Genomic DNA, 15,049 nt, shown 5'->3' with positions numbered 1-15,049 from the left:
GGGCACACCGGGCGTCGCCTGCCTGTCCGCTCCCGTCCACTACCGCATCCCCGCGACCGACGCGATCAGCTGCTCCATGCCGGTGGACGCGGCCACCGACAAGGAGGTCGAGCGGGTGGCGAAGGCGGTGGTGGCGCACGCCACCGCCCTCGCCACGACGCTCCGCCGGCACGGCATCCGGTAGCGGACCGCGGCCGGGCTACGGGGTCACGGGGCTACGGGGTCACGGGGTTACGGCGTCACGGGGATGTTGGTGAGCCCGCTCACCGCCCTCGTGACCGTGTTCGAGGCGTGGACCACGTTGGGCCGGCCCGCGCACGGGGAGGTGGAGGTGACCTTGACGGCGTACGCGCCGACGCCGCCGAGGTCGGAGGTGTTGCTCCGCCACACCGTGCCGCAGCCGTTGGGGAAGGCGGGAGTGGTGCCCGGGTTGTGCGTCTCGTAGCCGTTGGCGAAGGTGCCGGGCGGTGCGAAGGTGCCCTTGTTGCCCTCGATCAGGTAGTCGACGCCCTTGACGTCCACCCACGAATCGGCGGAGTTCTGGCCGCTGATCCCGCGGCCGTCGAAGGTGTTGCCGCGGACGGTCCCGCCGAAGGTGCCCTCCTTGATGTCGATGGCCTCGGCGGCGACGTACGGTCCGATCCGGTTCTTCTCCACCAGCACCCGGTCGGAGCGGTCCGCGCCGCCGGAGTTGCCGTGGCAGCCCCAGTTGGAGCCGGCGGAGCCGAGGTACACGCCCTCGCCGTAAGCGGGCTGGACCAGACCCGTGTACTCGATCACGGAGTTGCGGATCACCCCGTCGGCGGAGGAGCGCCGGAAGTGGACGCCCTCCTCCTCCACGTGGTGGACGTACAGCCCGTCGATGGTGACGTGCTGCGCGTTGTCCAGCACCACGCCCTTCTTGGAGTCCTTGACGGTGAAGCCGGTCAGGTTCCAGTACGGGGCCCCGTAGAGCCAGAGCCCGTAGCCCGGGTCCCAGCCCGTGGTGGGCACCGGACAGGACGGGGCCTCACCGGACGGTCCGTCGTTGACGAGCACGGCGGTGCGGGGGCCGGTGAGCGTGATCGGCTTGGCGGCGGTCCCGGCCCGCCGGGTCGCGAAGGAGCCCCGGTACTCCCCCGCGGCGAGCCGGATGGTCTGGCCGGGCGCGGCCGCGGCGAGCGCCTTCTTCAGCTGGGCGCCGGTCGTCACGTCGACCACCGTGGCGGCGGCGTGGGCGGTGGGGCTCAGCAGTTCCGCCGCGAGGAGTGCGGCGGTGGCGGCGGCGGCCGCCACGGGTATCGCTGTGCGCATGGTGGCGACGCTCCTATCGGGTCCGTGCGGTGAGGTGGGCCGGCGAGCCGAGCCCGGAGGCGTTGAAGCCGAAGCCCTTCTCCTGGCCCGGCGCGATGTCGCCGTTGTAGGCGACGTTGACGAAGGTGAAGTGCCCCCCGCTCCGGGTCCTGGTCGAGGACCAGCTGCTGGAGACGCCGGTCCCGGCGGGCAGATCGAACTCCACCTGCCAACCGGACACGGGGGCCGCGCAGTCGTTCCTGACGAACACGTCCATCCCGTAGCCGCTGCTCCAGAGGGAGGTCTGGACGGTCCGCGCCGTCAGACAGCCCGCGGGGGTGCCGGTCGGAGTCGACGTGGGGGTCGGTGTCGGCGTCGCGGTGGGGCTGGGCGTGGGAGTCGGCGTCGCGGTGGGGGTCGGCGTGGGAGTCGGGCTGGGGGAAGGGTTCCCGCCGGTGGCCGACTTCAGGAAGAGCGAAGCGCCCGTGTCCGTACGGGTGGCGTCCACGCCGTGACCGCCCGCGTAGTCGAGTTGCTCGCGCCCCGCCCAGTCGGCGATCGGCACGCCTCCCGCGTCCAGGTGCTGCCAGGCGCCGCCGCCGGCGGCGCTCCCGTTCCAGCCGAACTGGTAGATCCGCTGGTGGTCGGCGTAGTACGGGGTGTAGGCCGCTCCCGAAGTCCTCTGCTTCGTCATGGTGTTGTTGAAGAAGACGTTGCGCGGTCCGGTGGAGCCCGACCACTTCACGGCCTTCTTCCCCGCACCCCACCAGATGGGGAACCAGGTGGAGGCGTCGGGGCCTCCGCCGCCCTCTTCCCCGCAGTTGGATCGGCAGTTGGCGGAGCGGTGTTCGTACGGCACGGTCACCTTGTTGAGCTCGAACAGGTTGTTGCGCTCCCAGCCTCCGTGGAGGTTGAGGTCGGAGTCGAAGTCGTTGCCGATGACGACGTTGCCGGAGGCCGACCACTGGAAGGTGAAGTGGCGCAGGTTGCGTGAGGTGTTGCCCGCGTAGAGGGAGTCCCAGACGCGGGAGCCGCGGAAGTAGCCGTTGCCGCCCTTGCCCTTGTTCCAGGAACCGTCGAGCTGGTTGTCGACGATCTGGAGGTGATAGGCCTCCTCGGTGACGATCGGGTGGGACCCGGTCATCTCCGTCCTGATGCCCCGGACCCAGGAGTTGGCGGCCCACTTGAAGACGATGCCGTGCATCTCCTGGGCGGGGGCCATGTTCCCGTAGTTGCGCACCGCGTCGGCGCGGTCGAGGCCCGGCACCTCCTGCGTCAGCGCGAAGTCCTCGAAGCCGACGCCGAGCACCGGGTCCACGAGGGGCGCGGCCTTGGAGTCGTAGACGGCGCCCTCGATGGGGGCGGATCCGTCGGAGGTGGAGTTGACCGGTACGTCGTACTCCAACGGCTTGTCCAGCGTCAGCGTGCGGTTCACGGAGTCCACGGCCGTGATGGTGAAGATCTGCTGGCGCATGTGGATGTTCTGCAGGGTGCCGTCGCCGGGCTGGATGTTCTGCTGGGCGTAGAACTTCAGCGAGTTGGCGGCGCGGACGTTGACCAGTCCGCCGACCGGGAAGGCGGCGAGCGATCCGCCGGAGGCGAGGGGGACGACGGTGTCCCCGGCGCGCGCCGCGAACCCGGTGTCGCCGGCCTTGCCGCGCAGTTTCAGCCCGGCCTTCCAGTGCACGTTGACCGTGCCCTCGAAGAGGTCCTTGCGGTTGGCGGGGGCCGCCGCGTACTCGGAGGCGTAGCTCGGGTGCACCCCGCGCGACTGGACGCGGAACAGGCCCCGGCCGGGCCATATCCAGCCGCCCTTGGCGGAGCCGGAGGTCATGCCGTCCTCGTCCCAGTCCGAGCCGTCGGGGGTGAGGGCGTCGTACCGGGTGTCGGCGTCGGGGCGGAAGACGATCCGGGTGCCGCCCGTGCCGCTGCCGGCTCCTCGCACGGTCAGGTAGTCGGCGTCGACGGAGAGTTGGCGGGAGACGTCGAGGACGCCGGCCGGGAGGGTGATCAGGGAGAGCCTGGTGTAACCCGCCCCGGGCGAGCAGTCGGTGCGGATGTGGTCGATGGCGGACTGGAGTCCGGCCGAGTCGTCGGCGCCGTCGCCGGGTTTCACCCCGTACTGGGCGGCGAGTTGGGCGGGGGTGATCCGGCAGGCGGCGTCCGGGGTGGTCCGGTCCTCGCCCGGGAGGTCGCCGCCACCCAGGTATCCGGCCTTCGACCAGTCGTAGAGGCCGGTCAGCGGGGTGCGGCGGTTGGCCTTGGACAGGTCCAGGGCGGCGGTCGACGCGGATGCGGTGGTTGCGGGTTGCGGTCCTGCTGGACGGGCGTCGGCGACGCCGATCGCGACGCCCGAGGCGCACAGCACGGCCGTGGCGCCACCGAGCGCGGCGACGGCTCTCCATCGTGCGGACAACGTTCCTCCTGGCAAGTGTGGGGGGCGGGAGGGGTGTAGCCGTGGTACATCGTGCTGATGACCGTCCAGCTGGTCAATGGATGTCTCTACATCAATCGGGAGTCCACGTATGTGGACACATTGCGCGAACCCTTGTGCCGTCACGTCGGACGCTGCTATTCCATTCCGTGTCGTTAGGAAACTTTCCTTACGAACAGTCGATCGTCAACAGGACGGAGACACCTTGAAACCCCCACGCATCCGACTGCGCTCCCTCGGTGCTGCCGGAACCCTCGTCACCGCACTGCTCGTCGGCCTCACCAGCGCCCCCGGCACGGCATCGGCCGCGCCCGTCGTCCACGAGGCGGAGAACGCCGTCGTCTCGCAAGGTGCGGCCGAGTCCAACCACGCCGGCTACACCGGCAGCGGATTCGTCAACTACGACAACACCACCGGCAGTTACGTCGAGTGGACGGTCAACGCCGCTCAGGCCGGCAACGCCACGGTGAACCTGCGCTACGCCAACGGCACCACGACCAACCGCCCCATGACGATCACGGTCAACGGAACGGCCGTCGCCACGAACAAGGCGTTCAACGGCACCGGAGCCTGGACCAGTTGGTCCACGACCGGCCTGACCACCGCCCTCAAGGCCGGCGCGAACACCATCCGGGCCACCGCCACCACCTCCAACGGCGGCCCCAACGTCGACCACCTCACCGTGGACGGCGGGTCCACCCCGCCCCAACCGGGCGCCACCCCGGTCGCGATCAACGGACAGCTCGCGGTCTGCGGCACCAAGCTCTGCAACAAGTACGGAAAGCCCGTCCAGTTGCGCGGCATGAGCACCCACGGCACCCAGTGGTACGCGCAGTGCCTCACCGGCGGTTCGCTCGACGCCCTCGCCAAGGACTGGAACGCCGACGTCCTGCGCGTCTCGACGTACGTGCAGGAGGACGGCTACGAGACCGACCCGCAGAAGTTCACCGACCTCGCCCACTCGCTCATCGAGCAGGCGACGGCCCGCGGCATGTACGTGATCGTCGACTGGCACATGCTCGACCCGGGCGACCCCAACTACAACCTGGCCAGGGCCAAGACGTTCTTCACCGCCATCGCCAACCGCCACAAGGGCAAGAACAACATCTTCTACGAGATCGCCAACGAGCCCAGCGGCGTGAGCTGGTCGAAGATCAAGAGCTACGCGGAGCAGATCATCCCGGTCATCCGGAACATCGACTCCGACGCCCCGGTCATCGTCGGCACCCGCGCCTGGTCCTCCTTCGGAGTCTCCGAGGACGGCGACGAGAACGAGGTCGTCAACAACCAGGTGAACGCGGCCAACATCCTGTACACGTTCCACTTCTACGCCTACTCGCACCGCGAGGAGTACCTGAACACCCTGTCCCGCGCCGCCGACCGGATCCCCGTGTTCGTCACCGAGTTCGGCACGCAGAACTACGAGGGCGAGGGCTCCAACGACTTCACCATGTCGCAGAAGTACCTCGACCTGATGGCGGCCAAGAAGATCAGCTGGACGAACTGGAACTTCTCCGACGACGACCGCACCGGTGCGGTCTTCAAGCCGGGAACCTGTGACGGGAACGGCCCGTGGACGGGCACCGGTTCGCTGAAGCCGGCCGGCGTCTGGATCCGCGACCGCGTCCGCACCGCCGACGACTTCCCCACCGCCTGACCGGCCCTCCCGGCCGGCGGGCCTTCCCGGCCGACGGGCCTTCCCGGCCGGCGGGTCCCCGGCACCCGGCCCTCGCAACGGTGAGCACCACCGCTGCGGGGGCCGGGTGTTCGTTCCTACGGGGCGCGGCGCACGGCGACCACGCCCGTCTCGGTGCCCTGGTAGAAGGTGCCGTCGGGGCCGGTGGTCCCCGTCATCTGGAGCGGGTTGAAGAGCAGCCCGATCCCCAGCCGGCTGGTCGTGTCCACCTTGCCGGTGGCGGGGTCGAGCACGGCGTAGTGGTAGGCGGCGAAGGTGTTGAGGCCCGCGAGCCCCGTCGGGCCGCTGACGGTGACCGTGTAGATCTTTCCGTCACCCAGCGAAAGGCGGGGCAGGGCAGCTGACTTGACCCCGTTCTCCCACACCACCGAGCAGCCCTGTCCGTCCTCGTTCACGTCGATCCGGGTCATGCCGCCGCCGAAGGACGCCGAAGCGGGCTTGCTGTCCCCGGCGTTCGCGGGGAGCGCGGGATACGGGTAGCCGTAGGTGCTCGTGACGAAGACGCTGCGCCCCGAGGCGATTACCGCGTCTTCCGTGCCGTTGACGGCGGGTACCCGGCACACCTCACTGCCGTCCTCGCGGTAGACCAGCAGGTTCTCCTTGCCGTCCGCGTTGTCGGTGATGGTCAGGTACTCGTCGCCGTGCCGCGGGCCGAAGAACACGGGCGTGGCGCCGGTGCCCCAGCTCAACTGGCCCGGCTTGCGGGCCGATCCCCGGTCGTAGGCCCGCCGCCAGACGACGTACGGGCTGCCGTCCGGGTGCTCGGCGAGCAGGTACAGGGCGTGGTCGGTGGCGACCGCGGTGCGGCCCTCGACGGTCGAGATGCTGTTGGCGACGCGTTCGCCGGCCGGGAACGCGAGCGTGCGGACCTCGCCGGTGGAGGTGTCCACGGTCCCGGTCGTGCCGGCGTCGGTGGCGAACCACACCCGGCCGCTCCAGCCCGGGGAGAGGCCCACCACCCCGTCACCGGGGGCCAGTCCGAGCGGAGTCCGCTCGTCGGCGCTCAGCCGCCACGAGCCGTCGGCCTGCCGGTGGTGGCCGATGCGCAGCAGCGTGTTGGTGCCGTCGGCGACGACGAGGCGGTCGGCGTTGTCGAGGTAGGCGTAGACGCCGCCGAACAGGTTCCCCTCCGCGAGCCCCAGCGAGGCGAGGTCGTCCCCGGTGCGGGGATCGATGAGGTGCACGGTGGGCGTGCGGCCGAAGATGGTGGTGCACAGGGCCACGACGTAGCCGTCCGATCCGACGGTGAGCGTCGGGCAGGCCGAGGCCAGCGCGGTGCGCCGGGAGCTCACGGGGCCTGTGCCGGGGCCCGGGTACGGGGTGGTGTCCGAGGAGGCCGAGTCCCCGTGCATGCCGTTGGTGCCGGTCGGCGCGGCGTACGGATTCACGGGCGGCCGGGGTCCGGACTCGGCCCCCTGGGCCGGGGCGCCGGTCCCGGCGAGGAGCGCGGCGGCGGCGAGGGGCAGGGCGGCGCGGGGTATGCGAAGGCGCACGTCGGAAGCCTTTCGGGGCAGGTGGCGCGGGACCGGACCCGGACGAAGGCGCGACAGCGCGAAGCGACGAAGCGACGAAGCGACGAAGCGACGAAGCGACGAAGCGTCAAATGATCGCGTCCGGAGGCGGCCCGGACGCGAGAGAGGAAGAGAAAAGGAGCGCGACCGGTCAGACGGCGGCGCGACAACCGGTGGTGGTGACACGGCCTTGATCAACGTGTCGGCGGCTCACCAGAACGGTCATGCGCGCAGGCTAGCCGACGGCGCCCCCGACGCCGAAGGCCCGTCCACATACCGATCATGAACCGGAAGCCCGTCATCACCTACCCGCCCCCACGCTCCTGTCCTATGATCATCGCCGTGACTTCCGCGCTGATCCTCATCGACCTGATGCCCCGCATCATCGACCTGCCGGTCGCCCCGCACTCCGGTGCGGAGGTACTGGCCCGCTGCCTCCGGCTCGCCGAGGCGTTCAGGGCGGACGGTCGCCCCGTGGTCCTGGTTCGCGTGGACCGGCCCGACGTGAGCGAGCAGCCGCCGGGCAGCGGATTCGCCGACGGCCTGGTCCGGCCCGGCGACGTCACGATCGTCAAGCACACCGTCGGCGCCTTCCACGACACCGGCCTGGACGACCGGCTGCGCGCTCTGGGCGTGGACACGCTGGTGCTCGCCGGTCTGGTCACCACGATGGGCGTCGAATCCACCGCCCGGGCCGCCAGCGACCACGGCTACGAGCTGGAGTTCGCCGCCGACGCCATGTCCGGGTTCGCCGCCGACGAGCACGACTTCACCGTGGAGAAGATCTTCCCCCGGTTCGGCGAGGTCCACGACACGGCGCACTACGCCTGAGCCGGTGGGGACCCGGGCGTACCGGCCAGGCCGGCCGTACCGCCCGGATGTGACTGGACCACCCGCCGCACTGTACGAATTCCCTTGTGAACGAACAGACCCGGCCCTCGACCGTTCGCGTCTTCATCGCCCTCGCTCCGCCCGACGACGCGAAGGACGAGCTGGCGCGGGCGCTGGGCCCCGCCTACGACGCGTACCCGCAGATGCGGTGGAACCGCATCGAGGACTGGCACATCACCCTCGCGTTCCTCGGCGAGCTCCCGGTCGATGTCGTCCCGCTGCTGCGGCCGCCGCTCGCGGACCTCGCCGCGGCGCGGCCGCCCGTACGCCTGACGCTGCGCGGCGGCGGGCACTTCGGCGAGCGGGTGCTGTGGAGCGGGATCGACGGGGACCTCGAAGGCCTGCACCTGCTCGCCACGGACGTGCGGACCATCGTCAAGGAATGCGGCATCCCCTTCGAGGACCGGCCGCTGCGCCCCCACCTGACGCTGGCCCGCGCCCGCCGGAACGATCCCTCGTCCGCCGTGGAGGCCGCCGACGGGCTCGCCTCCTTCACCGGCCGCGTCTGGGAGACCGAACGCCTCCACCTGGTCGGCAGCAACATCGGCCGCGGTCCCGGACCGATCCACTACCGCGACATCGAGGCATGGAACCTCGTCGGCACCGACTGACCGCGCTCAGGCACTCGGCCCCGTCGACGGATCGCCCTCCTCAGCCGTGACGGCCAACACCAAGGGCTCGCCCTCTTCTTCGGGATCAGAACCAACCTGCGGTTCATCTGATGAGATGGCCACCTCGAAGGTCCGCCCCGTGGGCAGGCTCTCCCATTCGATCGCCGCTTCGGAAGCGTCCGTCGGTGAGCTCAGGATTTCGTCCCACCCGCTGGCGCGACCAGAGCTGTTGCAGGGCGATGCCGAGGGCCAGCAGTTCTGCGCCGACGAGCGCCGTGACACCGGCCCAGCCGTAAGGCAGGGTCGATGCCACCGGCAGAGCCGGGAGCAGGCCGAACCCCTGCAGGACGGTGGAGGTGACCACCAGCTTCTGCCCCGACCGGCCTGTCCTCCTGCGCATCACCGCGATCCCCCACAGGAGCGGGAAGAACAGGCAAACGATTGCGAGGAGGGCGCAGAGAGGCACGGCAGCCACGGCCCCCATATTCCCGCCGCCGGGTGAGTCGTCGCCGGGTACGTGCACCGGATGGGTTACTTCCCAGTTCGCGACCAGCATCGCCTGCACGAACACGACTGAGAACGCCCCCGAGGCCAGCGCAGCCGCGCCGAACCAGACCCGGCCCGCTGTCCTGTCTCCTGCCACCAGTACCGCTCCCCCCGCCAGCCACTGCAATACGTCGAAGAGTGCGCCGCATCAACCCCTGCCCGATCAACCATAGGGGAGTGCCGAAGGGCACCCTCTGGTACCGCGCATGGCAAGGCGGAGGGGCGCTTCGTGCACTGGGCGCACTCGAGTGTCCGTACAACGCGGCCGTCCGCCCCGACCGCGTGGATTCCGCCGCTTCCGAAGCTCCGCCGTCGAAGACCTCTCCTCGGAGCCACGGATCACGGCCGAGAGAGCCGCCGCGATCTCGGGTTCTACAGTGTGGTGCCGTGGCCCACCCGCCGCCTCACGTCAGCCATTCGGCGGACATTCGCGGAACTCGGTGCCTTGCAGCCCGTCAGGGCCTTTGACCTGCACGGTCGTTGGGTTTCAGGTTCTGGCGTGTCCGCGACACGCCGACCGGGTGCCGTGGCGTCGGAGTGCGGTCGGCGGGGGCCTGCCATGTGCTGGGGCGGAGAGCGGAGAGCCGATCTTGCCGGACAGGGGCGGTGGGCGCCGTGGCCGTCGGCAGCGGGTGGGTGACGCGTCATCGGACGGCCTCCGGCAAGGGCCGGTCTCCGTACGGGACATCGTGGGCCGCGCGTGGCCGCGCAAGCGAGCGGACGCACGGGAACAGGGGGCGGACGTGCAGGTGGGACGGAGTCGGGGGCACCGGGCGATCGGGGTCCTGACCGCGGTCGCGGCGGGTGTGGGGATCTGGCTGATCAGCACCGACGAGATACCGGGGCCGCCCCCGCCCTCCGACGAGCAGGGTGTCCTCGCCACCCAGCGCCGGCTGCTCGGCGAACTGCGCGACGAGGGGCAGCACACGCCCGGCCCCCGAGGCACGGCCCGGCCCGCCGCCATGGCCCCGGCCAGGCCCGAGCGCATCCGCATCCCTTCGCTGCGCGTCGATGCCCCGCTGGCGGAGGTGGGACAGGCGGGCGACGGCGGCCCGCCGGATCCGGGCCCCGGTGACGGCCCGCCCAGGACCCCGGGCTCCCATGACAGCTCCCCGCGGGTTCCCGCCTCCGGCGGCGGAGCCCCGCACGCCCCCAACGACCCCGACCTCGCAGCCTGGTACGCCGACGGCCCGCCTCCCGGCGCCCAAGGCACCGCCGTCATAGTCGGGCCCGTCGGTGACCGGCAGGACCCCGGCGTCTTCCACCGGCTCGGGACCCTCGTGAAGGGCCGGCTCATCGAGGTGGTGCGTGAGGACGGGACCACCGCCGTCTTCAGCGTCGACACGGTCGAGGACCACGGCGGGCGCCGGTCCTCCGAGCAGCGGGGCCACGGAACCGCCGGCCGCCCCGAGCTGCGCGTCGTCGGCTGCGACGGCACGTGTGCGGAGGGGGCGGGCGGTCCGGCCGGTGTCGTGGTCCATGCCCACCTGACGGGCGTGGTGACCGGCGCTCCGCCCGGCGCCCGCTGAGCCCTCGCCTGGAATCGCGGGACCACCGCAACCTGGCCACCGAGGCCCGCCTCACCCCCCGGCCGGGGCCCCGGGCTCCGCGTCGTGGACGATCAGGGCGACCTGGACCCGGTTGGTCACGTCGAGTTTGGCCAGGATGCTCGACACGTGTGCCTTGACGGTGGGCACGCTCATGTAGAGCCGGGTGGCGATCTCCGCGTTGGTCCGGCCCTGTCCCACGGCGAGCGCGACGTCGTACTCCCGTGGCGCGAGCCGCGACAGCCGGGCCCGGGCCCTCGTCCGGGAATCGGCGGCCTCGGTCGGCGGGGCCGCGACCCTGGCGATGAGCTGCTGGGTCACCGCGGGAGACAGGACGGGTTCCCCGGCGGCGACGCGGCGTACGGCGGCCACGATGTCGGTGGGCGGGGTGTCCTTGAGCAGGAACCCGGCGGCGCCGGAGCTCAATGCCCGCAGGACGTACTCGTCCGGGTTGAAGGTGGTCAGGATGACGATCGCCGGAGGCTTCGCCAGGCCGCGCAGGAGCCGGGTCGCGGCCAGGCCGTCCATGACGGGCATCCGGATGTCGAGCAGGACCACGTCGGGGGCGTGTTCCCCGGCCTGGGCGACGGCCTGTTCGCCGTCGGCGGCCTCCCCGACGATGGTGATGTCGTCGACGCTGCCGAACATCACCCGCAGGCCCATCCGTACGAGCGGGTCGTCGTCGGCGAGCAGGACCCGGATCATGCCGCCCACGGCAGCCACGCGTGCACGAGGTAGTCCCCGTCCGTCGGACCGTGCCGCAGTTGGCCCCCGGCCAGCGACGTGCGCTCGGCCAGGCCGATCAGTCCCTGCCCGGAGCCCGGGATGGCCTGTGCCGGAGTCCCCGCGTGCGCGGGCACCGCGGGCACCGGATTGCGGACGATGACGTCGACCCCGCTGCCCGGTTCCCCGCTCACCTCGACGCGGACGTCGGCGTACGGGGCGTGCTTGCGGGCATTGGTCAGAGCCTCCTGCACGATGCGGTACGCGGTCCGGCCGGCCAGGGCCGGGACCGCGGCGGGGTCCTCGACGTCCACGTCCAGCCGGAGCCGCATGCCGGCGGCCCGGGATTCCCTGGCGAGCCGGTCGAGGTCGGCCAGTACGGGCTGGGGCGCCTCGGGCGGCTCCGCGACCCCGTCCGCCCGCCCGCCGGCCTCCGCCGCCGCCTCCTCGGGCACATCGCCACCGGCGAGCGTCGGCGCGCGCAGTACGCCGATGACCGTGCGCAGGTCTTCGAGCGCCTGGTGGGCGTTGTCCCGGATGACACCGGCCACGCGCCCCACGTCGGCGGGGTCCGCGGACTTGTTGAACTCCAGGGCCCCGGCGTGCACGCTCAGCAGCGACAGCCGGTGCGCCAGCACGTCGTGCATCTCGCGGGCGATGTCCTCGCGGACCCGCACCTGGGCCTCCAGTGCCCGCCGGGCGGCGTCCTCCTCCGCCCGCCGAGCCCGCTCGGTGAGGGTGTCGACGAGCATCCGCCGCGAGCGTACGAACAGCCCCCACCCGACCGCGAGGGCGACCAGCGTCCAGGCGATGAGCAGGATGCCCAGGACGGAGAAGCCGTCGGAGGGCATCGCGCGGAACAGCATCGTGAGCGGGACCGGCAGCGCGGCGGCCACCGCGATCCGCACCGTGACCCGCATCGGGCGCAGGGCCGCGACGGTGAACAGCGCGATCATCGCGGAGACGGTGACGGCCGGGGAGATCAGGCCGAGTACCAGGGTGACCACGGCGACGGCCACGGGGAGGCGGCGCCGCCACCACAGGGCGAGGGCCGCGCCGATGCCGGTGAGCGCCCCGGGCCCGAAGAACACCGGAAGCCGCTCTCTGCCGACGAGTGCGGCGGCGAGGTGCTCCACCGGGTCCAGCACCGCGGTGTACACCGTCATGCGCGGGAACATCAGCAGCGGGTTGCTGCTCGTCGCGGCCAGCGCCACCGACAGGCCGGCGGCGAGGAGCACGACGGCGAGGTCGATGGCTCGCTCGCGGGGAATTCGGGACATGGGCCAGAAGCCTACGCGAACCAATAGGGGCAAATTGCCCATCTCCACCTTCGTCGGAGAACCCCATACTTTGGTTACTCCGGCGCCCCCGCACCCCTCCCAAGGTATGACTCCCCCACCCCTCCCAAGGTCGGCCCGGCCGCAGACCTTGCGCCGATGCCCCGGGCCGGGCGGCTTGCCTAGCGTCGGGGCCATGAACACCGAACCGAAGCCACCGGCCGTACGCGCCCTCGGCCTGGGCCGCCGCTACCGGCGCGGATGGGCCCTGAAGGACTGCGACTTCCAGATCCCCGCCGGCCGGATCTGCGCCCTGGTCGGGCCCAACGGCGCCGGCAAGAGCACGCTGCTGTCCCTGGCGGCCGATCTCCTGGAGCCCACCGAGGGCACGATCCACGTCTTCGGCGCACCGCCGCAGGCCGCGGCCGCCCGCCGCGCGACGGCGCTGCTCAGCCAGGACAAGCCGCTGTACCGGGGTTTCCGGGTCTCGGAGATCCTGCGGATGGGCCGCGAGATGAACCCCGACTGGGACCGGGCGACCGCCGAGCGCGTCATCGCCGCCGGCGAGATCCCGCACGACGCCCGGGTCGGCTCGCTCTCCGGGGGCCAGCGCACCCGCGTGGCGCTCGCCCTGGCCTTCGGCAAGCGCCCCCGGCTGCTGATGCTGGACGAGCCCATGGCCGACCTCGACCCGCTGGTGCGCCACGAGATGGCGCGGCTGCTGGTCACCGAGGCGGCCGCGCACGGGACCACCGTCCTGCTCTCCTCGCACGTGGTGTCCGAACTGGAGGACACCTGCGACTTCCTGGTCGTCCTCGGCTCCGGCCGGGTCCGCCTCGCCGGCGACATCGAAGAACTCCGCGCCGCCCACCACCCCGGCGGCGACGGCCCCGCACCCTCATTGGAACAGCTCCTCATGACCTATCTGCGCGACCCCGCACTGCCGACCGTGATGACCGCGGCCGCCCGTCCCGAGCCCGCCGGGCGTGCGGCGTGATCGGCGTGCGCGGGGTGAACTGGCTGGTGTGGCGCCAGCACCGGACCACCCTGTGGGCGCTCCTCGCCGTGACCGCGCTGGTCGCGGGATACCTCCTGTACGGCGGCTTCGGCGCGCGCGGTGACCTTTCCCTGATCGACGGATGCTCGGGGGCGGCCGAGCACGTGCAGCGCTGCAACGAGGCGCTGCCCGCCTTCCAGCAGCAGCACCAGCACCCGCTGCGCAGGGCCTTGCAGGCCCTGCTGCTGCTCCCGCTCCTGTTCGGCCTGTTCCTCGGCGGGCCGCTGTTCGCCCAGGAGCTGGAGACCGGCACCTACCGCACCGCGCTGTCCCAGTCCGTGACGCGCACGCGCTGGTTCCTGGCGAAGCTCGCCGTTCCGGTGACCCTGACGGTCCTGTTCAGCGGACTGATCACCGCCGCGGCGACCTGGTGGTGGCACACCGTCGCGACTCCGCTCGGCAGCGCCTTCCCCTGGTACGGAGCCATGCCGTACGGGGCCATCGGCCCGGCCCCGGTGGCCAAGGCGGTGCTGATGCTGCTGATCGGTATCACCCTGAGCCTGCTGGTCCGCCGTACGGTCGCGGCCATGGGCGCGACGGCGGCGGTCGGCGCGGTGGTCCTGTTCGCGCTGGAACAGGTGCGCAGCGCCCTGTGGCCGGTCGTCGAAGGAAGCGTGCGGAACCTGAACGGGGCGGCCTCGCCGGCCGACGCCTGGCTGCTCGGCGACGGCCTGCTCTCCACCGGGGGCCGGCGGATGGCGGACCTGCCGAAGTGCTTCGCCGCCGAGGACCACGGACAGTGCCTCGCCGCCAACGGGGCCGCGGGGCGGTGGGCCGAGTTCCACCCGCGCTCGCACCTGTGGCCGCTCCAGTGGATGGAGACGGGCCTGTGCCTGGCGGCCGCGGCGGCCCTGGCGCTGTTCTGCTTCTGGTGGGCCCGCCGCCGTCTCACGTGAGGCGCCGCAAACAGGTTCACGACCGCGGCCGAATGACTAGTAGGAAAGTTTCCTGTTTGCTAGCATCCCGCTTCGGCGGCTTGGCGCGGTACCCCGTCCCCTGGGTATGACGCGCTCAGCGAGAGCTCTGACCCGGCCGCTGCGGCACCGTCCTCCCCTGCCCGAAGACGGGCAGGGGCGCGGGATCGCGTACCCGTGCCAGCTCTCGCCACCCACAAGGCCAGGGAGTCAGGAATGCGCCTGAGCGCCCCAAGTACGCCCCAAGTCCCCGCATCACGCCGCACGGTGGGCGTGGTCCTCACCGCCGTGCTCCTCCTCGTCGGCGGGCTGCTGCTCGCCTACCCCGAACGGGCCGGCGCCGCCGCCGACCCCGTCATATCACGTGGCAAGACCGCCACCGCCTCCTCCAGCGAGACTTCCTCCCTCGGCCCCCAGAAGGCCTTCGACGGCGACGCGGCCAGCCGCTGGGCCAGCGTGGAGGGCAAGGACCCGCAGTGGATCCGCGTCGACCTCGGCGCCACCGCCGACGTCAGCCGCGTGCGCCTCAGTTGGGAGGCCGCGTACGCCAAGGTCTACCGGGTCGATATC

13 protein-coding genes and 1 pseudogene are annotated in these 15,049 nt (G+C 71.8%); 8 read left to right on the top strand and 6 right to left on the bottom strand.

Annotated features, from left to right (window positions below; translation table 11 throughout):
- Positions 1–184, top strand: a pseudogene (locus ACWGDE_RS25470) (IclR family transcriptional regulator); the annotation flags it as partial.
- 47 nt (positions 185–231) lie between these two features.
- On the opposite strand, the gene ACWGDE_RS25465 reads toward ACWGDE_RS25470, so the two are convergent.
- Both ACWGDE_RS25465 and ACWGDE_RS25460 read right to left on the bottom strand, forming a co-directional pair.
- Positions 232–1,293 (bottom strand): right-handed parallel beta-helix repeat-containing protein, encoded by a 1,062-nt coding sequence (locus tag ACWGDE_RS25465; protein ID WP_453391344.1) that lies wholly within the window; start codon positions 1,291–1,293, stop codon positions 232–234.
- 13 nt (positions 1,294–1,306) lie between these two features.
- Complete coding sequence (locus ACWGDE_RS25460) at positions 1,307–3,688, bottom strand: cellulose binding domain-containing protein (protein WP_453391343.1); 2,382 nt, start codon at positions 3,686–3,688, stop codon at positions 1,307–1,309.
- Positions 3,689–3,764: 76 nt separating this feature from the next.
- Between ACWGDE_RS25460 and ACWGDE_RS25455 the strand changes: the two genes are divergently transcribed.
- Positions 3,765–5,363, top strand: coding sequence for a cellulase family glycosylhydrolase (locus ACWGDE_RS25455; protein ID WP_453391342.1), 1,599 nt, complete (start codon positions 3,765–3,767; stop codon positions 5,361–5,363).
- 116 nt (positions 5,364–5,479) lie between these two features.
- Here the strand turns inward: ACWGDE_RS25455 and ACWGDE_RS25450 are convergent, their stop codons facing one another.
- Positions 5,480–6,895, bottom strand: a complete 1,416-nt coding sequence (locus tag ACWGDE_RS25450; RefSeq protein ID WP_453391341.1) for a hypothetical protein — start codon at positions 6,893–6,895, stop codon at positions 5,480–5,482.
- A gap of 360 nt (positions 6,896–7,255) precedes the next feature.
- On the opposite strand from ACWGDE_RS25450, the gene ACWGDE_RS25445 reads away from it, so the two are divergent.
- Positions 7,256–7,744, top strand: coding sequence for an isochorismatase family protein (locus ACWGDE_RS25445; protein ID WP_453391340.1), 489 nt, complete (start codon positions 7,256–7,258; stop codon positions 7,742–7,744).
- Positions 7,745–7,830: 86 nt separating this feature from the next.
- Complete coding sequence (gene thpR, locus ACWGDE_RS25440) at positions 7,831–8,415, top strand: RNA 2',3'-cyclic phosphodiesterase (RefSeq protein ID WP_453391339.1); 585 nt, start codon at positions 7,831–7,833, stop codon at positions 8,413–8,415.
- Positions 8,416–8,518: 103 nt separating this feature from the next.
- Here the strand turns inward: thpR and ACWGDE_RS25435 are convergent, their stop codons facing one another.
- Positions 8,519–9,058, bottom strand: coding sequence for a hypothetical protein (locus tag ACWGDE_RS25435; protein WP_453391338.1), 540 nt, complete (start codon positions 9,056–9,058; stop codon positions 8,519–8,521).
- Positions 9,059–9,710: 652 nt separating this feature from the next.
- Here ACWGDE_RS25435 and ACWGDE_RS25430 point away from each other — a divergent pair.
- A complete protein-coding gene (locus ACWGDE_RS25430; RefSeq protein ID WP_453391337.1) occupies positions 9,711–10,490 on the top strand; it encodes a sortase domain-containing protein in 780 nt (259 codons plus the stop codon).
- 51 nt (positions 10,491–10,541) lie between these two features.
- Here ACWGDE_RS25430 and ACWGDE_RS25425 read toward each other — a convergent pair whose 3' ends face one another.
- Positions 10,542–11,213, bottom strand: a complete 672-nt coding sequence (locus tag ACWGDE_RS25425) for a response regulator (protein WP_453391345.1) — start codon at positions 11,211–11,213, stop codon at positions 10,542–10,544.
- The gene (locus tag ACWGDE_RS25420; protein ID WP_453391336.1) at positions 11,210–12,511 is read right to left on the bottom strand and encodes a sensor histidine kinase; all 1,302 of its coding nucleotides are present in this window, start codon (positions 12,509–12,511) and stop codon (positions 11,210–11,212) included. Before ACWGDE_RS25420 ends, ACWGDE_RS25425 begins: the two co-directional genes overlap by 4 nt.
- A 193-nt stretch (positions 12,512–12,704) precedes the next feature.
- Here ACWGDE_RS25420 and ACWGDE_RS25415 point away from each other — a divergent pair, with 193 nt between their 5' ends.
- The 3 genes from ACWGDE_RS25415 to ACWGDE_RS25405 all read left to right on the top strand — a co-directional run.
- Positions 12,705–13,505, top strand: a complete 801-nt coding sequence (locus ACWGDE_RS25415; RefSeq protein ID WP_453391335.1) for an ABC transporter ATP-binding protein — start codon at positions 12,705–12,707, stop codon at positions 13,503–13,505.
- Positions 13,502–14,461, top strand: a complete 960-nt coding sequence (locus ACWGDE_RS25410) for an ABC transporter permease subunit (protein WP_453391334.1) — start codon at positions 13,502–13,504, stop codon at positions 14,459–14,461. The genes ACWGDE_RS25415 and ACWGDE_RS25410 overlap by 4 nt, the downstream gene beginning before the upstream one ends.
- Before the next feature lie 291 nt (positions 14,462–14,752).
- Positions 14,753–15,049: discoidin domain-containing protein (locus ACWGDE_RS25405; protein WP_453391333.1), on the top strand; the 297-nt coding region annotated here is incomplete at its 3' end.

The sequence above is a fragment of the Streptomyces sp. NPDC054956 genome (assembly GCF_053609185.1).
Note: the sequence above shows the minus strand (reverse complement) of the source record. Positions and strands in the feature narration are given on the sequence as shown.

Bases quoted from the DNA above. Each gene is read 5' to 3' on its own strand.
- ACWGDE_RS25420 (WP_453391336.1), bottom strand. From the start codon at position 12,511: ATGTCCCGAATTCCCCGCGAGCGAGCCATCGACCTCGCCGTCGTGCTC.
- ACWGDE_RS25465 (WP_453391344.1), bottom strand. From the start codon at position 1,293: ATGCGCACAGCGATACCCGTGGCGGCCGCCGCCGCCACCGCCGCACTC.
- ACWGDE_RS25455 (WP_453391342.1), top strand. From the start codon at position 3,765: ATGGATGTCTCTACATCAATCGGGAGTCCACGTATGTGGACACATTGC.
- ACWGDE_RS25425 (WP_453391345.1), bottom strand. From the start codon at position 11,213: ATGATCCGGGTCCTGCTCGCCGACGACGACCCGCTCGTACGGATGGGC.
- ACWGDE_RS25415 (WP_453391335.1), top strand. From the start codon at position 12,705: ATGAACACCGAACCGAAGCCACCGGCCGTACGCGCCCTCGGCCTGGGC.